Consider the following 22,750-nt stretch of genomic DNA (forward strand, 5'->3'; position numbering starts at 1 on the left):
CGATGCCGACGGCGGGTCGAGGAGCACACCAGCAGTGGTGGACAAGAACGACAACGACAGAGACGGCCAGCCGAAGAAGAAGAGGGGCCTGTTCGCCGGGCTCCTGTCGCGCCAGGTGCCCGCACCGGCGACGACCGCGCGCCGCGCGCTCGGCGCCGCCCCCCACGACCGGAACGACGACGCCCAGGAGGCTTCCCCCGTGACCACCGAGAAGGAGGTCGGGGCCGAGGCCGCGACCAGCAGCACCAGCATCGACACCGCCCGCGCCGCGCAGCCCGAGGCCGTGGTCGACACCGAGGCCGTCCAGGCCGACATCGCCGCCGTCGCGCCGCCGCGCGCCGAGGCTCCGGCCGACGACGCGAGCGACGCCGCCGAGGCCGAGTCGGGGCCCATCCCGGCCCAGCTCACCACGACGAGCCTGATCTTCCACGCGCCCGAGATCCTCCCCCTGCCGGCCCGGCCGGGGCGTCGTCGCCACGACGACGAGTGGGACGACCGCGACGACCGTGACGACCGCGACGACGACGACCGTGACCAGCGTGACGACGACCGCGACGACGACGACCGCGACGAGCCGCAGCGCGGCACCTCCCGCCGCCGCCAGCGCGGCCGCTCGCAGGACAGGGAAGAGCGCGACTCCGAGCAGCGCCAGGGCGGCGACCGCGTCGACCGTCGCGAGCGCCCGCAGCGCCAGGTCGAGCTCATCACCGAGCCGCAGCGCATCAAGGGCTCGACCCGTCTCGAGGCCAAGAAGCAGCGTCGCCGCGACGGCCGTGACGCCGGCCGCCGCCGCACCGTCATCACCGAGGCCGAGTTCCTGGCCCGCCGCGAGAGCGTCGACCGCAAGATGATCGTCCGCTCCTCGGGCGACCGCATCGAGATCGGCGTCATGGAGGACGGCACCCTCGCCGAGCACTACGTCGCCAAGGCGCAGAACGTCTCGCTGATCGGCAACGTCTACCTCGGTCGCGTCCAGAACGTGCTCCCGAGCATGGAGGCGGCGTTCGTCGACATCGGACGCGGCCGCAACGCCGTGCTCTACTCGGGCGAGGTCGACTGGGACTCGCTGTCGAACGGCAACCAGCCCCGCCGCATCGAGCTCGCGCTCAAGCCCGGCGACCGCGTGCTCGTCCAGGTCACGAAGGACCCGGTGGGCCACAAGGGCGCCCGTCTCACCAGCCAGATCTCGCTGCCCGGCCGCTACCTCGTCTACGTGCCCAACGGCTCGATGAACGGCATCAGCCGCAAGCTGCCCGACACCGAGCGCGCGCGCCTCAAGAAGATCCTGAAGGAGGCGCTGCCCGAGAACGCGGGAGTCATCGTCCGCACCGCGGCCGAGGGCACCACGGAGGAGCAGCTCACCCTCGACATCACGCGCCTCACGAACCAGTGGGCCGACATCAGCAGCAAGGTCGAGGCCGGCAACGCCCCCGCGCAGCTGCACTCGGAGCCCGACCTGCTGATCAAGATCGTCCGCGACGTCTTCAACGAGGACTTCCACGAGCTCGTCATCGACGGCGACGACGCCTACGACACCCTGCAGTCGTACCTGTCGGCGGTCGCGCCCGACCTGCTCGACCGCGTGAAGCGCTACGAGGGCGACCGCGACGCGTTCGACGAGCACCGCCTCAACGAGCAGATCGAGAAGGCGCTCGACCGCAAGGTCTGGCTGCCCTCCGGCGGCTCGCTGGTCATCGACCGCACCGAGGCCATGACGGTCGTCGACGTCAACACGGGCAAGTTCGTCGGCTCCGGGGGCAACCTCGAGGAGACGGTCACGAAGAACAACCTCGAGGCAGCGGAGGAGATCGTCCGCCAGCTGCGCCTCCGCGACATCGGCGGCATCATCGTCGTCGACTTCATCGACATGGTGCTCGAGTCGAACCGCGACCTCGTGCTCCGCCGACTGGTCGAGTGCCTCAGCCGCGACCGGACCAAGCACCAGGTCGCGGAGGTCACCTCGCTCGGCCTCGTGCAGATGACGCGCAAGAAGCTCGGCCTCGGCCTGGCCGAGTCGTTCGCCGAGGCAGGCAGCGCCGCACGCGTGCAGGAGCAGCAGCCCCGCAAGGGCCAGGAGCAGCGCCGCCGTGGCGGGGCCCAGGCAGGCAAGCAGGGCGGCACGGCCGGCGCCTCCGGCGGCCAGGGTCGCGGCTCGGCCGGCCAGGGCGGCCAGGCGGGCTCGTCGGCACACCCGACGACCGGCACGCACGCCATCACCGACGACGTGAAGAACGCGCTCTCGCGCATCGCGGCGTCGACCATCGCGCACGCCGAGGACGGCGACCGGCCGGCCGAAAGCGACAGCGCCGCCACGGCGGCCGCCGCGGTCGAGGCCGCCATCGACGCCGCCGCGGCCTCGGTGTCGTCCACGCGACCCGACGAGGCCCAGGACGACTCGTCCGACGGGCCGCGTCGCAGCCGTGGCGGCCGCAAGGGCCGTCGTGGCTCGCGGTCGCGCGACGCCGAGCAGGGCGAGCAGCAGGGCGGCGGACAGCGCGACGCGCAGGCCGACGACCAGCCGGTCCGCGAGACGGCCCCGGTCGCCGAGGAGCCGACGTCAGCACCCGTCGTCGAAGCCCCGGCTGCCGACGTCGCCCCCGCGGCGGCACAGCAGCCGGCCGCCGATCCCGCGGCCCCGGCGAAGCGCGGCAGCCGCCGTGCCGCGTCGACGGCCACGGTCACCCCCGAGGCGTCCGTCGCGATCCTCGACATCCCGGTGGCCGCGACCCGTCGCGAGCCCCGCAAGATGAGCACGCACGACGCCGAGCAGATCCTCGACAGCGTGCTCGGCGCGCTGCCCGAGCCCAAGCAGCCCGGACAGGGCCGCGGCCGTTCGCGCCGGGCCTCGAGCTCGGGCACGACGACGGCAGCCGCGTCGTCGGACGCGTCCGAGCAGGCCGAGGGCGGACCGTTCATCCTCGGCGTGGGGGTCAGCTCCGACGAACTGTGACTCGTCTAGGGTGACGGAGTGACTTCGACACCGCAGCCCGACGCGGCGACCGACAGGTCGTCCCGTCGGGCTGCGGTGTTCGTGCGCCGGGCGGCCTCCGAGTTCCGCGGCCTGCGGTCCGACCAAGGCCGGAGCCGCCTCCTCTCCGCCGCGACCGCCCTCGGAGTCGTGCTCGTCGCACGGTTCGCCCTGGGCCTCGCGGCGCTCGTCGGCTCGGCGCTCGGCTACTCGGTGACGCCCTGGCCGAGCGACTTCACGGCGACGCCGGTCGGCCAGTTCCTCGGCAGCTTCGTGCTCTACCCGTTCCCGTTCTACCTCGTCGCGTTCGTCGTCCTGCTGCTCGTGCGCCCCGTCGACCCCGGTCTGTCGCTGCCGCGGGCGCTGCGCCACGGTCTCGTCGCCGGTGCCGCGGGCACCGTCGCCCTGGCGCTCGTCGGCATCGTGCCCGGCGTCGCGGCGTCGCTGAGCGGGGGCACCTGGGTCAACCTCGCGCTCTACCTCACGACCATCCCCTTCGCCGCCGGCGTCGTCGACACGGCGCTGCTGCTCGTCGGCGTGGTGCTCGCGTGGCACGCGTCCCGTACGGCGACGCTCCCGGGCGACCCGGGCGACGCGGTCGACGTCGAGTCCGGCGGCGACGAGGTGGCCGCCGCCGACCAGGTCGAGCCCGACCCTGCCCCCGTCGAGGAGGCGCCGGCCGGCCCCCGGGGACGCGTCCACGACACGGCACGCGAGCCTGCCCCCGCGACCCGGCCCACGCCTCCCCGGAGCGCCTCCGCCGCCGACGACTGGTCGCGCTTCGCGCCCCCCGCCGCCGCCGACGGGGACGACCGGTGAGCGCCTCCCTCCGCGAACGCGACGTCCTCCGCCGGGCCGCCGCCGACGGGGACGACCGGTGAGCGCCTCCCTCCGCGAACGCGACGTCCTCCGCCGGGCCGCCGACGACGGGGACGACCGGTGAGCGCGCCCCTCCGCGAACGCGACGCCCTGCGCCGAGCTGCCCACGAGCACGCCCCCGCCCGACGGTCGAGACGTGGGCCCCTGCTCGCGGTCGGGATCGGCATCGCCGTGGTGCTGCTCGTGCTGCGCCTCGCGAGCCCGGCCCTCGGCCCGCAGCTGCTGCCCGACACCCTCCAGGACTTCGTCACCCTCACGATCAGCGTCATCGTCGAGTCGGTGCCGTTCGTGCTGCTCGGCATCGTCCTGTCGATCATCGTGCAGGTCTGGCTGCCGCAAGCCTTCTTCACCTCGTGGCTGCCCCGCCAGCCGCTGCTGCGCCGCGCCGTCATCTCGTTCCTCGGCATGTTCCTGCCGGTCTGCGAGTGCGGCAACGTGCCCCTGGCGCGAGGGCTGGTCCTCAAGGGCTTCACCGTCTCCGAGTCGATGACGTTCCTGCTGGCCGCCCCGATCCTCAACCCGATCACGATCATCACGACTCACCAGGCGTTCGGCTGGAGCGACGGCATCCTCGTCGCCCGGCTGGCGGGCGGGTTCCTCATCGCGAACCTGATCGGCTGGCTGTACAGCCGTCACCCCGACCCCGAGAGCCTGCTCACCCGGTCGTTCGCGGCCGAGTGCGCCCTGCCGCAGGAGCACGGCCACAGCGGCGCCTCGAAGCTGCGCGAGAGCGTCGAGCTGTTCCGTCGCGAGATGTCGACCATGATGCCGGCGCTGTTCATCGGCGCCGCCGTGGCCGGCGGCATCCAGACCGCGGTGCCGCGCTCGGTGCTCGTCACCCTGGGCAGCAACCCCGTCTGGTCGGTGCTCGCGATGATGGTGCTGGCGTTCGTGATCTCGCTCTGCTCCAACGTCGACGCGTTCTTCGTGCTGCCGTTCGCGTCGACCTTCATGCCCGGCGGCATCGCGGCGTTCCTCGTCTTCGGGCCGATCATCGACGTCAAGATGCTGGCCCTGCTCCGCACGACGTACCGACCGCGCACCCTCGCGCAGCTGACCCTCGTGGTGGCGCTGACCAGCGCCGCCATCGGACTGGTGGTGAACTACTTTGCCTGACTCCTCCCCGCGCGACTCCTCGCGCGCTCCCGGCGCTGCCCGCACGCCGCTCCGCCTCGACGCCGTCTCGCGCCTCGCCGATCGCTGGCAGGGCGTGCTCCTGACCCTCGTGGTCGGCATCTCGACACTGTGGCTGTCGGCGACGGGGCAGCTCGTGCTCTACATCCACCCGCGCTACGTGGTGTTCACCGTGATCATGATCGCGATCGGCATGGTGCTGTCGCTCGGCGTGCTCGTCCTCGCGCCGTCGTCCCGCGACGGCTCGGGCGACGAGGCCGACGGGCACGGCCACGACGGCCACCACCACGACGCGCACGCGGACGAGCTCCGTGCCCCGGCCGAGCGTCCCCGCCGCCGCCGTCGTGGCCGTGCCGCCGCCCGCACGGCGGCCGTCGCCGCGGGCGCGCTCGTCACCACCGCCGTCGCCGTGTCGCTCGTCGTCCTCCCGCCCGCGACGCTGACGAGCGCGACGGCCGGCCAGCGCGACGTGAACTCGTCCACCGCCTCCCTCGCCGGCACGAGCGTCGAGGACGCCGCGTCCGCCGACGCCGACGCCTACGCCGCGTTCTCGGTGCTCGACTGGGCGGGGCTGCTTCGGCAGACCAGCGACCTGTCGTTCTTCGAGGGCAAGACCGCCGACGTGGTCGGCTTCGTCGTCCCGGCCGGCGACGACCCCGACGTGTTCTACGTGTCGCGCTTCGTCGTCACCTGCTGCGCCGTCGACGCGCAGCCCGTGGGCGTGCCGGTGCACCTCGTCGACTGGCGCAGCCAGGTGTCGGCCGACGACTGGCTCGACGTCTCCGGCGGCTTCCAGACGAACCCGAGCCGCACGTCGAGCGACCCGATCGCCCTGGTGCCCGACGAGCTCGAGAAGGTCGGCCAGCCGAGTGACCCCTACCTCTACTGATCTCTGGGCGGCCGACGGCGATCTCGACGAGGCGGACCGGCACGCCCGGCAGCGGCGGCGCTTCGTCGCGCTCGTCGTCGTGCTCGCGCTCGTCTGCACCGTCTTCGGCGTCCTCACGCACCTGCAGGGGCCCAAGCTGACCGACGTCCAGGTCGACACGACGGCCGTCGTCGACCGGTCGGGCCAGCAGCTCCGCCTGTTCGCCAACCAGCCCGTGGCGCACGTCGACCCCGAGCAGGTGACCATCTCGCCCGCCGCCGACTTCCGGGTGCAGACGTCGGGCGACGTCGTCGCGGTCGAGTTCGCGGACCGGCTCCGCTACGGCACCGACTACACCGTCACGGTGCAGGGCGTCTCGAGCGTCTACCAGGCTCGCGACGCGACGCTCCGCGCGACCTTCAGCACCGACCCGGCCGTGACCTGGCGCGTCGTCCACGGCGCCGAGGGAACCGACGACGTCCTCGAACGAGCTTCCCTCCTGGGAGGCGGCGACCGGACCGCGGTGTGGTCGGCCCCCCGGATCCAGGCCTTCGAGGCCTTCGACACGGCCGTCGCGGTCGTGACCGACGACGGCGAGCAGTCGACCCTGAGCCTCGTCTCCGACGACGGCGTCGCCGCGGAGACCCTGCCGCTGCCCGACGGGACGGGGCTGATCACGCAGCTGGGCGCGGACGCCGCCACGACCACGCTGGCGTTCTCCTGGCGGTCCCAGGGCTCCCAGCAGGAGCTGCTCTACACGCTGCCCCTCCAGGGCCAGCGCACTGTCGCCCCCGTCCTGTCCCTCTCCGGCCAGCCCGTGTCGGTGCTCGACTGGGCGGTCGTCCCGGGCCAGGCGAGCCTCGTCGCCCAGGCGGGCGACGAGCAGGTGGCCGTCTACGACCTGACCGGCACCGCGCCTCCTCGTCCCCTCGGCACGTTCGTCGCCCTGCAGGGCGTCTCGCTGGACGGCCGGGGCATCGTGGCGGCCACGGCGCTCCAGGCGTTCCGCGTCGACCTGGCGACGGGGGAGCAGACGCCGATCCGGTTCTCGGCGGTCGAGGGCGGCACACCCTACCGGGGCGACCTCGTCGCCGTCGCCGCTACCGAGTACGTGCAGCAGGTGGCCGTGCCGGCCGACGGCGGGGCGAGCTTCACGAACCTGATCGTGTTCGACGACGAGCAGGAGGCGCGGGTGCTGTTCCGCCCCGCGGGCGAGTCGTCGCAGATCGAGGGGTTCTCGGTCTCGCCGAACGGACAGTACCTCGCCGTCGAGACCGCCTCGGCGGACGACACCACCGACTACAGCTACACGATCGACCCGGTGCCGCAGGGGACCACCACGACGGTCGTCGACGTCGAGACCGGGGCCGTCGTCGCGAGCTTCACGGGCCACGCCGCGGCCTGGTGAGCAGGAGGGGCGGCTGAGGTCAGAGCCCCCGCTTGACCCGCTGCGAGACGCGCAGGCCGCTGCGCTCGAGCCGTCGTGCGAGGTCGAGCCCGGTGACCGGCTGCGCCCCGGCCGCGACGAGGTCGTGCCAGCGCGACTCCGGCACGTCGTAGTGGTCGTGGTCGAAGCCCCGGCGGGGGATGTCCTGGGCGGCGGCGAAGGCGTGCAGCTCGTCGTACGACGCGTCGCTGACCAGGTGGGCCCAGACGGTGTCGTGGGCGGGCCAGATCGGCTCGTCGATCAGGATGGTCACGCGCCGATGCTAGTCGGGCGGCCGTCGCGTTGACCGCCTCCGACCGGCCCTGTACCATCACAGGTTGGTGCTCACCCGGCCCAGGTGCGCCCGGCTCCGCGGGAGCCCGCGAGGCCACAGGGCCTGTCGGGACACCATCGTCGCCTCCGTCCGCCGACGGCGAGGCACCACCGCACGGCCCGACACCGGTCGCCCGTGCGCGACAGACCCGGGGCAGCGCGCGCCGGCACCAGAGCTAGAAGAGACCGATACATGGCCACATTCGTCGACCACGTGACCCTCCACCTGCGAGCAGGCAACGGGGGCAACGGCTGCGTCTCCGTCAAGCGCGAGAAGTTCAAGCCCCTCGCCGGCCCCGACGGGGGCAACGGCGGCAACGGCGGCGACATCGTGCTCGTCGCCGACGCGGGCGTGACCACGCTGCTCGGGTTCCACCGCGCGCCGCACCGCTCGAGCGACAACGGCGGCCCCGGCATGGGCGACCACCGCAGCGGCACCCAGGGCCAGGAGCTCGAGCTCGCGGTCCCGCTCGGCACGGTCGTCAAGACCGTCGACGGCGACGAGCTGGTCGACATGACCGAGCACGGCATGCGCTACGTCATCGCCGAGGCCGGCATCGGCGGGCTCGGCAACGCCGCGCTCTCGTCGACCAAGCGCAAGGCCCCCGGCTTCGCGCTGCTGGGCACGCCCGGCTGGCAGGGCGACGTGCTGCTCGAGCTCAAGGTCGTCGCCGACATCGCGCTCGTCGGCTACCCGTCGGCCGGCAAGTCGAGCCTCGTCGCCGCGCTCTCGGCCGCCAAGCCGAAGATCGCCGACTACCCCTTCACGACCCTGCACCCGAACCTGGGCGTCGTCGAGTCGGGCGAGACCCGCTACACGGTCGCCGACGTGCCCGGCCTGATCGAGGGCGCGAGCGAGGGCAAGGGCCTGGGCCTCGAGTTCCTCCGCCACGTCGAGCGCTGCTCGGCACTGCTGCACGTGCTCGACTGCGCCACGCTCGAGCCCGGCCGCGACCCGCTGACCGACCTCGAGATCATCCGCCGCGAGCTCGAGGCGTACCCGGTGCCCGAGGGGCAGACGCCCCTGCTCGAGCGTCCCCAGCTGATCGCGCTGAACAAGGTCGACGTCCCCGACGGGCGCGAGCTCGCCGACTTCGTCACGCCCGAGCTCGAGGCCCGCGGCTACCGCGTCTTCGAGATCTCGGCCGTCAGCCACGAGGGCCTCCGCAACCTCTCCTTCGCCCTCGCCGAGGTCGTCGAGCAGAGCCGCGCCGAGATCGCGGCCCGGCCCGCGCCTCCTCGTCTCGTCATGCGCCCCCGCGCGGTCAACGAGAAGCCGTTCGTCATCAAGGTCGAGGGCGGCACGTACGGCAACGTCTACCGCATCCTCGGCCAGAAGCCGGAGCGCTGGGTCGTGCAGACCCAGTTCAACAACGAGGAGGCGGTGGGCTACCTCGCCGACCGGCTCAACGCCATCGGCATCGAGGACGCCCTGTTCAAGGCGGGTGCGCAGGCCGGCTCGACCGTCGTCATCGGTCCCGAGGGCGGCATCGTCTTCGACTGGGAGCCGACGCTGACCTCGACCGCCGAGCTGATGACCTCGGCCCGCGGCACGGACCCGCGCCTGATCAAGAACGACCGCCCGACCCGCAACCAGCGCCGCGAGGACTACTTCGAGCGCATGGACGCCAAGGCCGAGGCCCGGGCCGAGCTGCAGCGCGAGCGCGCTGCCGGTCTCTGGACCGACGACGAGGGCTTCCTCGTCAAGGAGGGCGACGAGCAGGAATGAGCACCGACGGTCCCGTCGAGGCCCTGCCGCACGCCGGCGGCGACCCGGTCGTCGCCGCCCGGGGCGACATCGCCCGTGCCCGGCGCATCGTCGTCAAGGTGGGGTCGTCGTCGATCAGCGGCGCCGCGGCGCACCAGATCGAGCCGCTCGTCGACGCCCTGGCCGGCGCCCACGCCCGCGGCGCCGAGGTGGTGCTCGTCTCGTCGGGCGCGATCGCGACCGGGATGCCGCACCTGCGGCTCGACTCACGACCGACCGACCTCGCGACGCAGCAGGCCGCCGCGGCGGTGGGCCAGAACGTGCTCATCTTCCGGTACCAGCAGAGCCTCCGCCGCCACGACATCGTCGCGGGACAGGTGCTGCTCACGGCCGGCGACATGGCCGACCCGACGCCGCGCAGCAACGCGCAGCGGGCGATGGGGCGCCTCCTCGAGCTCGGCATCCTGCCGATCGTCAACGAGAACGACACGGTCGCCACGCAGGAGATCCGCTTCGGCGACAACGACCGCCTCGCCGCCCTCGTCTCCGAGCTGATCGGCGCGGACGTGCTCGTGCTGCTCAGCGACGTCGACGCGCTCTACACGCGCCCGCCGCACGAGCCGGGCGCCGTGCGCATCGACGACGTGCCCCAGGGCGACGACCTCGCCGGGGTGACCTTCGGCGACGCGGGCGCGGCAGGCGTCGGCACCGGGGGAGCAGGCACCAAGGTGGCCGCCGCGCGCTACGCGGCCGCGGCCGGCACGCCCGTGCTCGTCACGTCGGCGGCGAACGTCGCCGCGGCCCTGTCCGGCGCTGCCGTCGGCACGTTCTTCGCCGCGGCTCCCCGCGGCTGACGGCGCCGCGGATGCGACGGCGGAGCCCGTCGCCGTAGGCTCCGGGGATGTCGTCCGTCGTCGCCCCGTCGTTCACCGAGACCCTGCGCGCCGCGAAGGCGGCGTCCGTCCGTCTCGCGACCCTCACCGCCGCCGAGAAGGACGCCGCGCTGCACGCCGTCGCCGCCGCCCTCGTCGCCGAGGGCCCGCGCATCGTGGCCGCGAACGAGCTCGACCTGGCACGGGCGCTCGACGAGGGGGTCGGTGAGGCCCTGCGCGACCGCCTCCGCCTCGACGCCGCCCGGCTGGAGGCGCTGGCCGACGCCGTGCGGCTCGTCGCCGGCCTCGTCGATCCGGTCGGCGAGAGCCTCCGGGGCCGGGTCCTGCCCAACGGCCTGCGGCTCGACCAGGTGCGGGTGCCGTTCGGCGTCGTCGGCGTCATCTACGAGGCCCGCCCGAACGTGACGGTCGACATCGCCGCCCTCGCGCTCAAGAGCGGCAACGCGGCGGTGCTGCGGGGCGGCAGCGCGGCGCGCGAGACGAACCAGGTGCTCGTCGACGTCGTGCAGGAGGCGCTGGTCGTCTCGGGGCTGCCCGCCGACGCGGTCGTCACGGTCGACGAGCACGGCCGGGCCGGGGCCGCCGAGCTGATGCGGGCGCGCGGGCTCGTCGACGTCCTCGTGCCGCGCGGCAGCGCCGAGCTGATCGAGACCGTCGTGCGCGAGTCGACCGTCCCGGTGATCGAGACCGGGGCGGGCGTGGTGCACGTGTTCCTCGACGCGTCCGCCGACGAGGAGATGGCCGTCGACGTCGTCGTCGACGCGAAGGTCAGCCGGCCGAGCGTCTGCAACGCGCTCGAGACCCTGCTCGTGCACGCGGACGCGGCCGACCGCCTGCTGCCGCCGGTGCTGGGCGCCCTCCGCGCCTCCGGCGTGACGGTGCACGGCGACGAGCGCGTCCTGCGCTCGTTCCCCGACGCGGTCCCGGCGACGGACGCCGACTGGGCCGCCGAGTACATGAGCCTCGACCTGGCCGTGCGCGTCGTGGCCGACGTCGACGAGGCCATGGCGCACATCGCGCGCTGGTCGACGCACCACACCGAGTCGATCCTGACGAACGACCACGCGGTCGCCGAGCGGTTCCTGCACGAGGTGGACAGCGCGGTCGTCATGGTCAACGCCTCGACCCGGTTCACCGACGGGGGCGAGTTCGGCTTCGGCGCCGAGGTCGGCATCTCGACGCAGAAGCTGCACGCCCGGGGGCCGATGGGGCTGCCGGAGCTCACCAGCACGAAGTGGGTCGTCCGAGGGCAGGGCCAGGTGCGCGGCCAGGCCCGGCCGCGCGGCTAGACTGTCGGGGATCGCCCCTCGGAACGGAGAACCCATGCTCGACGTCGCCCTCCTGGCCGCAGCCCACGAAGACCTCGCGCCGCTGATCGCGCCCCCCGTCGTCATCGCCGCCACCTTCGGCCTGTTCTTCCTGTTCCTCGGCTTCGTCGTGTGGAGCTACCGCGACGTCGCGAACCGCTCGCCCCGCAAGGCGTCGACGCAGGCGCACCACGCCGGGCCGATCGACGAGTTCGGGCACCCCGAGCAGCACTGACCCGGCGGCACCGCAGAATGGTCGGCACGACGCCTGCGACGAGCACCCCCGGGGCGTTCGTCACCGGTCGTCGACCCCGCGTGGGCATCATGGGCGGCACGTTCGACCCGATCCACCACGGTCACCTCGTCGCCGCGAGCGAGGTCGCGCAGTCGTTCCACCTCGACGAGGTCCTGTTCGTCCCCACGGGCCAGCCCTACATGAAGTCGGGCGTCAGCGACAGCGAGCACCGCTACCTGATGACGGTCGTGGCCACCGCCTCCAACCCGATGTTCACCGTGAGCCGGGTCGACATCGACCGTGACGGCCCCACCTACACGATCGACACCCTCCGGGACATCCGGGCCCAGCGTCCCGACTCCGAGCTCTTCTTCATCACCGGGGCCGACGCCGTCGCGCAGATCCTCGACTGGAAAGACGTCAGGGAGCTGTGGGACCTCGCCCACTTCGTCGCCGTGACCCGTCCGGGCCACGACCTCAGCGTCGGCGGCCTCCCGGAGAGCGACGTAAGCTTGCTCGAAGTCCCCGCCCTCGCCATCTCGTCGACCGACTGCCGCGCTCGGGTGGGCCGCGGCTTCCCGGTGTGGTACCTGGTCCCCGACGGGGTCGTCCAGTACATCTCCAAGCACCACCTGTATCGGAGCAACGCATGAGCACGTCCGACGAGCAGCCGCTGACCCGGCGCCAGATCCGCGAGCGCGAACGTGCCCGCGAGGCAGGCCGCGCCGTCGCCGAGGGCACCGCAGGAGGCGCGCCCGCCTCGGGCTCGGCGCCCGCGTCCGCAGCCGCCCCGGCGTCGACATCCGCCCTCGCGTCGACGCCCGTGCCCGCCACGCTCGTCCCGGCCTCGGCTCCGCAGGCTGCGGGCACGCCGGTCTCGGCCGCACCGGTCCCCGCCTCGGCGCCCACTCCTCCTCCCGCCTCCGTCGCCGGTCCCGACGGGCTGACCCGACGCCAGATGCGCGCCCAGCGCGCCGAGCAGACGGGCCCCTCGGCGCCCGTCCCGCTCCAGGCCCCCGGCCCCGAGCCGCGTCGCCGCCTGGTCGACGCGCTCAGCACGGTCGACGAGATCGTGGCGCCGCTCGACGAGAGCGCCCCCGCCAGCGCGCGGCAGTCGGTCGGCGACGACTCGTCCGTCGTGCCGAGCGTCGCGGCTGACGGCGACGACGACGGGCGCGCGCCCGGCCCGCGCCGCACGGGGCAGCCGACCGCCTCGCCCACCGGGCCTGCGGTCGCGCCCACCTCCGCGCCCTCCGTCTTCCCCCTCGACCTCAGCAGCTCGCGTCCTGGCTCGGCCTCGACCCCCGACGGCGGCGAGTCGGCCGCCGCCCCCGACGGCACCGGGTCGTCCGCGGCGGCCGCGGCCGTCGCCGAGCCCGCACCCGCGTCCGTCCCCGAGCCGAGCGGCTTCGTGCCGCCCGTCGGCCACTGGACGACCCAGTCGGACGAGCCCGACGACGACACGGCCCCCGGTCGTGCCCTCGGCACCCACACCGGCCAGACGAACGCGCTCATCCTCACCGACCAGCAGGTCGCGGACGTCACCGGAGCGCTCAACGCGACCGGCGAGATCATCATCACGGGCTCGATCGACCTGCCCCGCAGCCTGGGCGCCACGGGGTCGCAGGCGCGCATCGACAACTCCGACATCGACCGCCTGCTCGAGCAGGGCGACGCCGAGAGCGCCGAGACCGACGCGGCTCCCGTCCGGGCCAGCCGGGCCATCAGCACCCACACCTCGACGCGGTCGGTCGTCCTCGCGGCGTCACAGCCCGCCTCCAGCAAGCTGCCCCTGATCCTCGGGATCGGCGGGGGCGTCCTCGGAGCAGGTATCATCGGTGTCGTCATCGCCGGGTTCGCCACGGGCATCCTCGGCGGCTGACGCCGCCGTCGTCCCGTCCCGGGGCGACCCACCCCGAAGGAATCCGTGACAGCCACCCCTCGTGCCATCGAGCTCCTGCAGATCGCAGCCCGCGCCGCCGACGACAAGCAGGCCGACGACCTCGTCGCGCTCGACGTCTCGGAGCCGCTGGCCCTCACCGACATCTTCCTCCTGGCCTCCGGCCGCAGCGAGCGCAACGTCGTCGCGATCGCCGGTGAGATCGAGGACAAGATGCTCGAGGCCGGCGCCCGCACCCTGCGCCGCGAAGGCCGCGCCGAGGGCCGCTGGATCCTCCTCGACTTCGGCGACGTCGTCGTCCACGTGTTCCACGACGAGGACCGCCAGTACTACTCGCTCGAGCGCCTGTGGAGCGACTGCCCGGCGATCCCGCTCGACGTGGTGGGCGCCTCCTCCGCCGAGGCCGCCTCGGCTCCGGCTTCGTCCGAGGCCTAGGCCCGCCACTCCGGTCTCGTGGCGTCGATGACGTCGTGAGGTCGATGACGTCGGCGGTCCGTGCGACCCTGACGACATGATCATCGACCGGGTCCGCGTGCCGGAGGCGCTCGTCGCCGACCCTGTCGAGTGGCCGTTCACCGTCCCGGCCGTCGCCGCGCTCGTCGGCACGGGCGTGTCCTTCGACGCGCCCGTGACCTTCCTCGTCGGCGAGAACGGCAGCGGCAAGTCGACGATCGTCGAGGCCCTCGCCGAGGTGTGGGGCGCCGACGTCCGTGGCGGTCGCTCGCACGGCAGGTACTCGTCCGAGCTCGAGCCGTCCGAGCTGGGCGCCGTGCTCGAGCTCGGACGCACGCCGACGGGCAGCCGCATGGTCGGACGCAAGGCCAGGGGCTGGTTCCTGCGATCAGAGACGGCGCTCGACATGTTCTCGCGCTACGAGAAGGGCGACCCGGGCTTCCACGACGTCAGCCACGGCGAGAGCTTCCTGCACGCCTTCGACGTCCGGCTGGCCGAGAAGGGGCTGTACCTGCTCGACGAGCCCGAGGCGGCCCTGTCGTTCACCGCCTGCCTCCAGCTGATGGGCACGCTGGCCGACGTCGCCGACGCCGGCGGGCAGGTCGTCTGCGCGACCCACTCGCCCGTGCTCACGGCCCTGCCCGGCGCGTCGGTGCTGCAGCTCGGCGAGCGGGGCATCGAGCGGACGACCTGGGGCGAGCTCGACCTCGTGCAGCACTGGCGGGCGTTCCTCGACGAGCCGGGGCGGTACCTGCGTCACCTCTGAGGCCTGACGCAGTGCGGCGGGGCCCCGGCGGCGGGTGTACTTGCGCCGCCGGATTCTGTAGTAAGGTTGACGAGTTGCTCCGGCAGCGGGAACACGAGCAACACGGCAACATCATCTGGGTCTGTGGCGCAGCTGGTAGCGCACCTGCATGGCATGCAGGGGGTCAGGGGTTCGAGTCCCCTCAGATCCACCAAAAGCAAGACAGCAGTGCGAGATGGCCTCACCTCCGGGTGGGGCCATCTCTCTTTTCGCGTGATGGCCGGCAGTGCAGGTGACCATGAGGAGGCGCGGGTCGACCATCTCAGGACGCGGCGCTGGTCTGGACGCGGGCTGTGCATCGGCTCCACGCGCGTGGCGGACGCGGTAGACATCATGCATGAGCAACGAGCAGCCTGGCCAGACCCCCGCCCCCGACGACGACGCGACCCGCGCCTCCGGGGCGCCGACGGGTGCGGACCGCCCCCGTCCTGCGTACGGCGAGTACGCCCCGACGCCCGCGGGCGGTGCCGCTGCGCCGTCCGACCAGCAGCCCGTCGCCCCCGGCGCACCTCAGGGCGCCCCCTACGGCGCGCCCCAGCAGGGCGCCCCTCAGCAGGGTGCGCCGGCCTCTACGCCCACGACCGGCGCCCCCGGCCCCAAGGGCATCGGCGCCTTCGCCGGCGAGGGGCACCCCCAGACGCTGGCGACCTTCACCCGGTACGAGGACGCGCAGTCCGCCGTCGACCTGCTGAGCGACGAGGGCTTCCCCGTCGAGAGCGTGTCGATCGTCGGACACGACATCCGCACGGTCGAGAACGTCGCCGGCCGCCTGACCACCGGCAAGGCCGCGGCGCGCGGTGCCGCGGGCGGTGCGTGGTTCGGGCTCCTGCTCGGCCTGCTCTTCAGCATCTTCGCCCCGGGCGTCGCGTTCATCGGCGTCCTGCTCATCGCCCTCGGCGCCGGTGCCCTGTGGGGCGCCCTCTGGGGCGCGGTCGGCCACGCCGCCACGCGCGGTCGTCGCGACTTCGCCTCGGTGAAGACGATGGAGGCGGGCCGCTACGAGGTGCTCGTCCGCGGCGAGCTCTCCGCCCGCGCCCACCAGGTGCTCGCGCAGGGTCGCAAGGTCGGCTAGCACCAGCCTCCAGACCTGCACCGACGACGAAGGGCCCCGCACCTGCGGGGCCCTTCGTCGTGTCAGGGCGTTCCCGACGGTCACCGCCTCACGGCGTGACCATCCCGCCGTTCACGTTCAGCGTCTCGCCCGCGACGAAGCTCGACTCGGCGCTGGTGAGGAACACGTAGGCGGGAGCCTGCTCGGCGGGCTGTGCGGCGCGCCCCATCGGCGACTCGCTCGAGCCGAACTCGGGCAGGGTCTCGGGGTCGACGCCCTGCGTCACCTGCAGCACGGACCAGGTCGGCCCGGGGGCGACGACGTTCACGCGGATGCCCTTGCCGACGAGCTGCTGCGCGAGGCCCTTCGAGAAGTTGTTGATGGCGCCCTTGGTCGTCGCGTAGTCGAGGCGGTCGGGGGCAGGCGTGTAGGCCTCGAGCGAGGCCGTGTTGACGATCGTGGAGCCGGGCTGCAGGTGCGGCAGGGCGGCCTTGATGATCCAGAACGGCGCGTACACGTTGGTCTTGAACGTACGGTCGAACTGCTCGTCCGTGATCTGGTCGATCGACTCCTGCCAGACCTGGACCCCGGCGACGTTGACGATCGCGTCGAGCCCGCCCATGCCGTCGACGGCCTGCTGCACGAGCTCACGACAGAAGGAGGCGCTGGTCAGGTCGCCGGGGACGGCCACGGCCTTCTGCCCGGCCGCCTCGACGAGCGACACGACGTGGCGCGCGTCCTCCTCCTCCTCGGGCAGGTACGAGAGGGTGACGTCCGCGCCCTCGCGGGCGAAGGCGATGGCCACGGCCGCGCCGATGCCGGAGTCGGCGCCGGTGATGAGCGCCTTGCGGCCAGTCAGGCGGCCGGTGCCGCGGTAGGTGTCCTCGCCGAGGTCGGGGACGGGCGTCATGCGCGACTGGAGCCCGGGCTCCGGCTGCTGCTGCACCTCCGGGCTGATCACGGGGTAGCGGGTGCGGGGGTCGTCGAAGGTGTACTGATCGCGGGTCATGCACCCGTGATACGCCGTGGGGCTGGCCGCCTGCTCAGGGCCGCGGCCTGCCGGGGTACGTGCGGACCGCCTCCTCGGCCATCGTGTGGGGCACCAATCATTGGTACACTCACGACATGGCATCGACGAGATCCTCCCGGGCCGGGCGTGAGCCCGGTCACGAGCACGGCAGCTGGTTCGGCGACGCGGTCGAGCGGATGAACGCGCGGCTGCGCCCCTACATCGGCGGTGCACAGCTCGGCATCCGTGACGAGGCGCCGATCGTCGCCCCCGCGCACGGCGGCGCGTGCCCGCTCTGCGGCCGCCCGATGGACGAGCACGTCGTCGACCGCTCCGGCCCGCGCACGATGCTGCACTGCCCGCGGGACGCAGGCGAGTGAGTGCCGCGGCCCGCGCCTCCGTGCCGGTCGAGCCGTCGCTGGTCGAGCCGTCGCCGGTCGACCCGTCGGCCGTCGATCCGCTCGCGCTCGAGAGCCAGATCTGCTTCGCCCTGTCCGTCGCCTCCCGCAGCGTCGTCTCCGCGTACCGCCCTGTGCTCGAGCCGATGGGGCTGACCCACCCGCAGTACCTCGTGATGCTCGCCCTCTGGGAGCAGCAGCCGCTGGCGCTCCGCGACCTCGCCCGGCTGCTGCGGCTCGATCCCGGCACCCTGTCGCCGCTGGTGAAGCGCCTCGAGGCGCAGGGCCTGGTGACCCGCGGGCGCAGCGCGGACGACGAACGAGCGCTGAGCATCGAGCTGACCGGCGCGGGGGTGGCCCTCCGCGAGCAGGCCGAGTCGATCCCCGAGCGGATGATGGCCCGGCTCGACGTCACCCGCGACGAGCTCGTGCTGCTGCACCGCACCATGGCGAAGCTGATCGCGGCGGCCGAGGCCTGAGGCGCTCCGTCGGCTCAGCGCAGCGGCTGCGGGGCCACGGCCGGGCGTGACCAGCGGACGTCGACGGGCCGGCCGACCACCCGCGACTCGATCTCGTTGCGGAACGACTCGACGAAGTGCGCGGCGGAGCGCTCGTCCGAGACGACGACGTCGAGGCGCAGCGAGCGCAGCTCGTCGGTGACGAGGACGGGGCCGTCGCAGAAGCGCAGCAGGTACTGGTGGGACTTCACAGGGATGCTCTCCCAGTGCCGCCGCAGGCTGGTCTCGAGCTCGCGGACGGAGTCGATGCCGTCGGCCTGCCGCACCTCGGCGCTGATCGCGATCATGCGGGCATCGTGCACCCCGCGGGCGACGCGCGGGTGAACGCGAGGTGACGGGCTGCTGTGCGGCCGGCCAGCGCCTCTGCCGGACGGCCTCAGGCACCCGTCACTGATTCGTATTACCATTGGGCCGAGAGCGGCGCCGGCGCCTCTGCGTCGTCGGCCGGCTCGCAGCCCCATCCGACGACGAGATCGCACGGTCGCGACCTCGAGAGGACACGACATGACCACCCCGAGCCCCGCGCCCTTCCCCTCCACCTCCGACTCTGCCTCGGACGAGGCTCGCTGATGGCCACCCTCGAGAACGCGGGCGCCGCCTCCTCGGCGCCGCTCGTGCCGGGGTCGGCCCGCCACCCGGCGCACGAGTCGGACCCGGTGCTCGTCGTCATGGGGGTGTCGGGGTCGGGCAAGTCGACCGTCGCCGCGCTCGTCGCCGAGCGCCTCGGCTGGGACCTCGCCGAGGGCGACGACCTGCACCCCGACGAGAACGTGGCCAAGATGGCTGCCGGTCAGCCGCTCGACGACGACGACCGGGCGCCGTGGCTCGACACGGTCTCGTCGTGGATCGTCGAGCACGCGATGCAGGGCGTCCCCGGCGTCATCACCTGCTCGGCGCTGAAGCGCAAGTACCGCGACGTGCTGCGTGAGCACAACGTCGTCTTCGTCTACCTGCAGGGCAGCGGCGACCTGATCGGCGGCCGGATGGCCGAGCGCTCGGGGCACTTCATGCCGACGACGCTGCTCGACTCGCAGGTCGCGACGCTCGAGCCGCCGCAGGCCGACGAGCGGCACATCGTCGTCGACGCCACCCGGACGCCGGAGGAAGAGGCGGACGACGTGCTCCGCCTGCTCGGGCTGACGCCGGTCGCCTAGAGGCCGCGGCGGCGGAGGTCGGCGACGATCTCGTCGAGGAAGTCGTCCACCTCGTCCTCGTGGTAGCCCTCGCGGAACTTCGTCGGGGCGAAGCGGGCGTTCACGACGTCCTCGGGTCTCAGGTCGGTCGCGCCCGCACGGCCTTCGTCGTCGGCGGTCATGGCCGCCTGCACGCGGGCGAGGAACGCGTCCACGTCGTGCATGTCGTAGCCCTCGCGGAACTTCACCGGCGAGAACCGCTTCGCCTGGACGTCTTCTGCTCTCATCGTCTCCCCCTCGTGGTCACGACGATCCTGCCAGGGCGCCCTGGCCCGTCGCGACCTCGGTACGACGGTCAGGACCCCGTCGTCGGGGGAACGGCGTCCGGGGAGGGACGATCGCGGGAGGCGCGGTAGAGGACGTGGGGGCGGAGCCGGTGGCCGGGCGGCAGGGCCGGGTGCTCGAAGTCGTCGGCCAGGTCGCGGGCGAGGCCGAGACGCTCCATCAGGGCACGGGAGCGGAGGTTGGTCGCGGCCGTGAAGCTGACGACCTCGGGCAGGTCGAGCTCGTCGGGGTCGAAGGCCGTGCGGAGCACCTCGTGCGCGGCCTCGGTGGCGAGGCCCTGGCCCCAGGCGTCGTGGCGCAGGCGCCAGCCGATCTCGACCTGGTCGGAGAGGGGGCGGCCGCCGACGACCACGTCGACCGACGGCCGCGACAGGCCGACGAACCCGAGCAGCTGGTGGTCGGCGCACCGCTCGACGGCCCAGAGGCCGAAGCCGTCCGTCTCGAAGCCCTGCTCGATCCGGTCGATCATCGCGTCGGACTCGGCGCGCGTCCGTGTCGAGGGGAAGAACTCCATCACGACGGGGTCGGCGTTCATCGCCGCGAACGGCTCGCGGTCGGCGTCGCGCCAGCGGCGGAGGAGGAGGCGGTCGGTGGTGAGCACGGGTCGACGGTAGCGGAGCAGTGGTCGTCAGGAGGCGGCGGCTGGGCCGGGCGCGGTGCGGCCGGCCGCGGCGCGCGCGCGGGCGGTGTCGGCGCGAGGGCCGACGGGCACCGCCTCCGTCGCCAGGGCGAGGCCGGAGGCGGGCATCCCGACGTACATGCTCTCGGCGCGCTCGACGACGAACGTCTCGTGCCAGATGCCGACCGCGCCCGGCGCCTTGCGGGCACGGCGGTTGAAGGCGCTCCACGCGGGGCGGTGGGCCTGGTCGGCCGAGCCGGCGTACGCGTAGAGCTTCTCGAGCGAGTCCCAGTACTGCACCAGCACCGGCCCTCGCGAGCCGATCGTGGTTCGCAGGCCGCGGAGGCCCGAATCCTTGTCCTTGAACAGCTCGACGATCATCGGGGTCATCGCGGCGAACACGGGGAGCCACTGGTCGGGCCGCCAGATCTTGTTGACGCGCATGCCGATCAGGAAGACGACGAGCTCGCCCTCGTGCCGGTGGGTCGTCCTGCCGGGGATGACACGGGCCATGATCTCGCTCCTTCGACGCGACTGCGCGGGTGGGTGCCTGGTGATTGGATAGTGTTGCTCTCCAGTGCGCTCCCATCTTGGAGAGTGCAGCTATCCAAAGTCAAGGGGGCACCCGTGCGCATCTCCGAGCTCGCCGACGTGAGCGGCGTCCCGATCGCGACGATCAAGTACTACCTGCGCGAGGGGCTGCTGCCCGAGGGCGAGCGCACCTCGGCGACGCAGGCCCGCTACGGCGACGAGCACGTACGGCGGCTGCGGCTCGTGCGGGCGCTGCTCGGCCCCGGCGGGCTGAGCGTGGCGCGGGCGCGCGGAGTGCTCGAGTTCCTCGACCTGGAGCACGACTCGGTGGGGGAGGTGCTCGGGGTCGCCCAGCACGCCGTCACGCCCGCCGCGCCCGAGGGAGTCGACCACGCCCGGGCGCGCGGCCTCGTCGAGCGCTGGGGCTGGACCGTCGATCCCGGCGACGGCCCCGTGCTCGCCGCGCTCGAGGTCGCCGTCGACGGCCTCGAGGCCGCCGGGTTCGACCTGCCGCCCGAGCGGCTCGACGGCTACGCGCGGGCGATGCACGACGTCGCGGACGCCGAGATCGCGGGGGTCCCGCTCGAGAGCGTCGACGCGGCCGTGCAGTACGTCGTGCTGGGGACGGTGTTGGTCGAGCCGCTGCTGCTGGCGCTCCGGCGGCTCGCGCAGCAGGACTCGTCGTGGCGGCGCTTCGGCGACCTCGTCGGCGGGCTGCCGGTGCCGCCGCCTCCTCCGGTCTAGGAGGCGCGTCCCGTCCTGTCCCGAGCATCGCGTCTCGCCGTGACGCGACGGGACGCCCGGAACAGGACGGGACAGGGGGCGGCGACCCTAGGAGGCGCGGCGCGTGCCCCGCAGGCCGACGAACGAGACGAGCGCGCTGCCGACGAGCAGCACCGCGACCACGACGACGACGCGGTGGAACCCGTCGACCGTGAGGGCGCCTCCGGCGATCACCCCCAGGAACGCCACGGCGACCAGCCCGGCGACCCGCGAGATCGCGTTGTTGACCGCCGAGGCGATGCCCGACCTGGCCGGCGAGATGCCCGACAGCACGGCCGAGGTGAGCGGCGCCACCGTGACGGACAGGCCGAGGCCGAAGAGGACGACCCCGGGCACGACCTGCCACCAGACGTCGATCGGGTCGCGGACGAGCAGCATCCAGAGGAACCCGCTCGCCGTGATCAGCGGCCCGACCGTCATGAAGAGGCGGGGTCCGTGCGTCGCGGCGAGCGTGCCGAACATCGTCGAGAAGAGCAGCGACACGATCGTCGTCGGCAGGGTGACGAGGCCGGCGAGGGTGGCGGTGAGGCCGGCGAGCTCCTGCACGACGAGGGGGATGGTGAGGGTGCCGAGGCTGATGGCGGCGTAGAGGCCGACGGTGGCGAGGTTGCCGACGGCGAACTCGCGGGTGCGGAACAGGTCGAGCGGCATCATCGGCTGCGGCGCCCGCCGCTCCCACCAGACGAAGGCGACGAGCGCGACGACGCCGACGACGAGCGGCACGACGACGAACCAGGCGCCGAGCCCGACGCGCTGGCCCTCGATGAGCGCGAAGACCGGGCCCGCGAGGCCGACCGCGGCGAGCACGGCGCCGACGACGTCGACGCGGGCCGGCTGGTCGGGCCCGCCGCGGTGCGCGTCGCCGGGCAGGCGCGTCATCAGCACGAGCGTCAGCACCACCGGCACGACGACCACGGCGAACACCCACCGCCAGCCGAGGGTGTCGACGAGGGCGCCGCCGGCGAGCGGGCCGATCAGGAACGCGACGCCGGTCCAGGCGGTCCAGGAGCCGATCGCGCGGCCCTGGGCCGGGCCGCTGAAGGTCGAGGTGATGAGTGCGAGGCTCGACGGGACGAGCAGGGCCGCCGCGACGCCCTGCAGCGCGCGGGCGGCGATGAGCAAGCCGGGGTCGGGCGCGAGCGCGGCGAGGACGCTCGTCAGCGCGAACGCGACGAGGCCGGCTCGGAGCACCCGCACCCGGCCGAACGTGTCGCTGAGCGACCCCGCGACGAGCATCAGCGAGCCGAGCGCGAGCAGGTACGCGTCGACGACCCACTGCTGCAGGGTCAGGTCGGCTCCGCTCGCCGGCCCCGCACCTCCGTCGCCGAGGCCCCGCGCGATGGCCGGCAGCGCCACGGTCACGATCGACCCGTCGAGGAACGCCACGAAGGAGGCGAGGACCGCGACCACGAGGACGATGCGCTGGCCGCGGGCGTCTGTCATGCCTCGAGTCT

At 73.5% G+C, this 22,750-nt stretch carries 23 protein-coding genes, 1 tRNA gene and 2 pseudogenes; 18 read left to right on the forward strand and 8 right to left on the reverse strand.

Annotated features, from left to right (window positions below; translation table 11 throughout):
- Window positions 1-34: 34 nt before the first annotated feature.
- The 5 genes from IFT77_RS09705 (at window position 35) to IFT77_RS09725 (ending at window position 7,257) form a co-directional block, all read left to right on the forward strand.
- The gene (locus IFT77_RS09705; RefSeq protein ID WP_192169845.1) at window positions 35-2,950 is read left to right on the forward strand and encodes an Rne/Rng family ribonuclease; all 2,916 of its coding nucleotides are present in this window, start codon (window positions 35-37) and stop codon (window positions 2,948-2,950) included.
- 18 nt (window positions 2,951-2,968) lie between these two features.
- Window positions 2,969-3,787: a hypothetical protein gene (locus IFT77_RS09710; RefSeq protein ID WP_192169846.1), complete on the forward strand. Its 819-nt coding sequence runs from the start codon at window positions 2,969-2,971 to the stop codon at window positions 3,785-3,787.
- A 120-nt stretch (window positions 3,788-3,907) separates the two neighbouring features.
- Window positions 3,908-4,963: a permease gene (locus IFT77_RS09715; RefSeq protein WP_370544865.1), complete on the forward strand. Its 1,056-nt coding sequence runs from the start codon at window positions 3,908-3,910 to the stop codon at window positions 4,961-4,963.
- Window positions 4,956-5,870, forward strand: a complete 915-nt coding sequence (locus IFT77_RS09720) for a TIGR03943 family protein (RefSeq protein WP_244638619.1) — start codon at window positions 4,956-4,958, stop codon at window positions 5,868-5,870. Before IFT77_RS09715 ends, IFT77_RS09720 begins: the two co-directional genes overlap by 8 nt.
- On the forward strand, window positions 5,851-7,257 hold the full coding sequence (locus IFT77_RS09725) for a hypothetical protein (protein WP_192169847.1): 1,407 nt from the start codon (window positions 5,851-5,853) through the stop codon (window positions 7,255-7,257). Before IFT77_RS09720 ends, IFT77_RS09725 begins: the two co-directional genes overlap by 20 nt.
- 19 nt (window positions 7,258-7,276) lie before the next feature.
- Here IFT77_RS09725 and IFT77_RS09730 read toward each other — a convergent pair whose 3' ends face one another.
- The gene (locus IFT77_RS09730; protein ID WP_146904546.1) at window positions 7,277-7,549 is read right to left on the reverse strand and encodes a DUF4031 domain-containing protein; all 273 of its coding nucleotides are present in this window, start codon (window positions 7,547-7,549) and stop codon (window positions 7,277-7,279) included.
- Between the two features lie 252 nt (window positions 7,550-7,801).
- Here IFT77_RS09730 and obgE point away from each other — a divergent pair, with 252 nt between their 5' ends.
- From obgE to IFT77_RS16885, 9 genes are all read left to right on the forward strand, one after another.
- Entirely contained in the window at window positions 7,802-9,337 is a 1,536-nt protein-coding gene (obgE, locus tag IFT77_RS09735; RefSeq protein WP_192041263.1) for a GTPase ObgE, read from the forward strand.
- Window positions 9,334-10,170 (forward strand): glutamate 5-kinase, encoded by an 837-nt coding sequence (proB, locus tag IFT77_RS09740; protein WP_192041264.1) that lies wholly within the window; start codon window positions 9,334-9,336, stop codon window positions 10,168-10,170. Before obgE ends, proB begins: the two co-directional genes overlap by 4 nt.
- A gap of 47 nt (window positions 10,171-10,217) precedes the next feature.
- Window positions 10,218-11,498 carry a glutamate-5-semialdehyde dehydrogenase gene (locus IFT77_RS09745; protein ID WP_192169848.1) on the forward strand — a complete coding sequence of 427 codons (1,281 nt, stop codon included), beginning with the start codon at window positions 10,218-10,220 and terminating at the stop codon, window positions 11,496-11,498.
- A gap of 34 nt (window positions 11,499-11,532) precedes the next feature.
- Window positions 11,533-11,751, forward strand: coding sequence for a hypothetical protein (locus tag IFT77_RS09750; RefSeq protein ID WP_123548623.1), 219 nt, complete (start codon window positions 11,533-11,535; stop codon window positions 11,749-11,751).
- A 17-nt stretch (window positions 11,752-11,768) separates the two neighbouring features.
- Window positions 11,769-12,404 carry a nicotinate-nucleotide adenylyltransferase gene (gene nadD, locus IFT77_RS09755; protein ID WP_123548624.1) on the forward strand — a complete coding sequence of 212 codons (636 nt, stop codon included), beginning with the start codon at window positions 11,769-11,771 and terminating at the stop codon, window positions 12,402-12,404.
- A gap of 1,274 nt (window positions 12,405-13,678) precedes the next feature.
- Window positions 13,679-14,086 carry a ribosome silencing factor gene (gene rsfS / locus IFT77_RS09765; protein WP_192169850.1) on the forward strand — a complete coding sequence of 136 codons (408 nt, stop codon included), beginning with the start codon at window positions 13,679-13,681 and terminating at the stop codon, window positions 14,084-14,086.
- Between the two features lie 76 nt (window positions 14,087-14,162).
- Complete coding sequence (locus IFT77_RS09770; RefSeq protein WP_192169851.1) at window positions 14,163-14,870, forward strand: AAA family ATPase; 708 nt, start codon at window positions 14,163-14,165, stop codon at window positions 14,868-14,870.
- A 117-nt stretch (window positions 14,871-14,987) separates the two neighbouring features.
- A tRNA-Ala gene (locus IFT77_RS09775) sits at window positions 14,988-15,063 on the forward strand.
- A 183-nt stretch (window positions 15,064-15,246) separates the two neighbouring features.
- Window positions 15,247-15,981: a general stress protein gene (locus tag IFT77_RS16885; protein WP_244638620.1), complete on the forward strand. Its 735-nt coding sequence runs from the start codon at window positions 15,247-15,249 to the stop codon at window positions 15,979-15,981.
- Window positions 15,982-16,069: 88 nt separating this feature from the next.
- On the opposite strand, the gene IFT77_RS09785 is transcribed toward IFT77_RS16885, so the two are convergent.
- A complete protein-coding gene (locus IFT77_RS09785; protein WP_192041268.1) occupies window positions 16,070-16,969 on the reverse strand; it encodes an SDR family oxidoreductase in 900 nt (299 codons plus the stop codon).
- 116 nt (window positions 16,970-17,085) lie between these two features.
- Between IFT77_RS09785 and IFT77_RS09790 the strand changes: the two genes are divergently transcribed.
- Both IFT77_RS09790 and IFT77_RS09795 read left to right on the forward strand, forming a co-directional pair.
- Window positions 17,086-17,349 (forward strand): hypothetical protein, encoded by a 264-nt coding sequence (locus IFT77_RS09790; protein WP_192041269.1) that lies wholly within the window; start codon window positions 17,086-17,088, stop codon window positions 17,347-17,349.
- 20 nt (window positions 17,350-17,369) lie between these two features.
- The gene (locus IFT77_RS09795; RefSeq protein WP_371741013.1) at window positions 17,370-17,846 is read left to right on the forward strand and encodes a MarR family winged helix-turn-helix transcriptional regulator; all 477 of its coding nucleotides are present in this window, start codon (window positions 17,370-17,372) and stop codon (window positions 17,844-17,846) included.
- A 14-nt stretch (window positions 17,847-17,860) separates the two neighbouring features.
- Here IFT77_RS09795 and IFT77_RS09800 read toward each other — a convergent pair whose 3' ends face one another.
- Complete coding sequence (locus IFT77_RS09800) at window positions 17,861-18,172, reverse strand: hypothetical protein (protein ID WP_192041270.1); 312 nt, start codon at window positions 18,170-18,172, stop codon at window positions 17,861-17,863.
- 282 nt (window positions 18,173-18,454) lie between these two features.
- Here IFT77_RS09800 and IFT77_RS09805 point away from each other — a divergent pair, with 282 nt between their 5' ends.
- The gene (locus IFT77_RS09805) at window positions 18,455-19,039 is read left to right on the forward strand and encodes a gluconokinase (RefSeq protein WP_192041271.1); all 585 of its coding nucleotides are present in this window, start codon (window positions 18,455-18,457) and stop codon (window positions 19,037-19,039) included.
- A gap of 8 nt (window positions 19,040-19,047) precedes the next feature.
- Here the strand turns inward: IFT77_RS09805 and IFT77_RS16890 are convergent.
- The 4 genes and pseudogenes from IFT77_RS16890 to IFT77_RS09820 form a co-directional block, all read right to left on the reverse strand.
- A pseudogene (locus IFT77_RS16890) lies at window positions 19,048-19,200 on the reverse strand (DivIVA domain-containing protein); the annotation flags it as partial.
- A gap of 12 nt (window positions 19,201-19,212) precedes the next feature.
- A pseudogene (locus IFT77_RS17200) lies at window positions 19,213-19,305 on the reverse strand (DivIVA domain-containing protein); the annotation flags it as partial.
- 68 nt (window positions 19,306-19,373) lie between these two features.
- Window positions 19,374-19,964 (reverse strand): GNAT family N-acetyltransferase, encoded by a 591-nt coding sequence (locus IFT77_RS09815; protein WP_197980651.1) that lies wholly within the window; start codon window positions 19,962-19,964, stop codon window positions 19,374-19,376.
- Window positions 19,965-19,991: 27 nt separating this feature from the next.
- On the reverse strand, window positions 19,992-20,495 hold the full coding sequence (locus tag IFT77_RS09820) for a DUF4188 domain-containing protein (RefSeq protein WP_192041272.1): 504 nt from the start codon (window positions 20,493-20,495) through the stop codon (window positions 19,992-19,994).
- 114 nt (window positions 20,496-20,609) lie between these two features.
- On the opposite strand from IFT77_RS09820, the gene IFT77_RS09825 reads away from it, so the two are divergent.
- Window positions 20,610-21,257 carry a MerR family transcriptional regulator gene (locus IFT77_RS09825; protein ID WP_192169853.1) on the forward strand — a complete coding sequence of 216 codons (648 nt, stop codon included), beginning with the start codon at window positions 20,610-20,612 and terminating at the stop codon, window positions 21,255-21,257.
- An 87-nt stretch (window positions 21,258-21,344) separates the two neighbouring features.
- Here IFT77_RS09825 and IFT77_RS09830 read toward each other — a convergent pair whose 3' ends face one another.
- Window positions 21,345-22,739 carry an MFS transporter gene (locus IFT77_RS09830; RefSeq protein ID WP_192041274.1) on the reverse strand — a complete coding sequence of 465 codons (1,395 nt, stop codon included), beginning with the start codon at window positions 22,737-22,739 and terminating at the stop codon, window positions 21,345-21,347.
- Between the last annotated feature and the right edge of the window lie 11 nt (window positions 22,740-22,750).

The sequence above is a fragment of the Frigoribacterium sp. CFBP 13729 genome (genome assembly GCF_014841875.1).
Taxonomy (GTDB): Bacteria; Actinomycetota; Actinomycetes; order Actinomycetales; family Microbacteriaceae; genus Frigoribacterium.

Bases quoted from the DNA above. Each gene is read 5' to 3' on its own strand.
- nadD (WP_123548624.1), top strand. From the start codon at position 11,769: ATGGTCGGCACGACGCCTGCGACGAGCACCCCCGGGGCGTTCGTCACC.
- IFT77_RS09745 (WP_192169848.1), top strand. From the start codon at position 10,218: ATGTCGTCCGTCGTCGCCCCGTCGTTCACCGAGACCCTGCGCGCCGCG.
- obgE (WP_192041263.1), top strand. From the start codon at position 7,802: ATGGCCACATTCGTCGACCACGTGACCCTCCACCTGCGAGCAGGCAAC.
- IFT77_RS09785 (WP_192041268.1), bottom strand. From the start codon at position 16,969: ATGACCCGCGATCAGTACACCTTCGACGACCCCCGCACCCGCTACCCC.
- proB (WP_192041264.1), top strand. From the start codon at position 9,334: ATGAGCACCGACGGTCCCGTCGAGGCCCTGCCGCACGCCGGCGGCGAC.
- IFT77_RS09805 (WP_192041271.1), top strand. From the start codon at position 18,455: ATGGCCACCCTCGAGAACGCGGGCGCCGCCTCCTCGGCGCCGCTCGTG.
- IFT77_RS09770 (WP_192169851.1), top strand. From the start codon at position 14,163: ATGATCATCGACCGGGTCCGCGTGCCGGAGGCGCTCGTCGCCGACCCT.
- IFT77_RS09820 (WP_192041272.1), bottom strand. From the start codon at position 20,495: ATGGCCCGTGTCATCCCCGGCAGGACGACCCACCGGCACGAGGGCGAG.
- IFT77_RS09800 (WP_192041270.1), bottom strand. From the start codon at position 18,172: ATGATCGCGATCAGCGCCGAGGTGCGGCAGGCCGACGGCATCGACTCC.
- IFT77_RS09750 (WP_123548623.1), top strand. From the start codon at position 11,533: ATGCTCGACGTCGCCCTCCTGGCCGCAGCCCACGAAGACCTCGCGCCG.
- IFT77_RS16885 (WP_244638620.1), top strand. From the start codon at position 15,247: ATGAGCAACGAGCAGCCTGGCCAGACCCCCGCCCCCGACGACGACGCG.
- IFT77_RS09830 (WP_192041274.1), bottom strand. From the start codon at position 22,739: ATGACAGACGCCCGCGGCCAGCGCATCGTCCTCGTGGTCGCGGTCCTC.
- IFT77_RS09790 (WP_192041269.1), top strand. From the start codon at position 17,086: ATGGCATCGACGAGATCCTCCCGGGCCGGGCGTGAGCCCGGTCACGAG.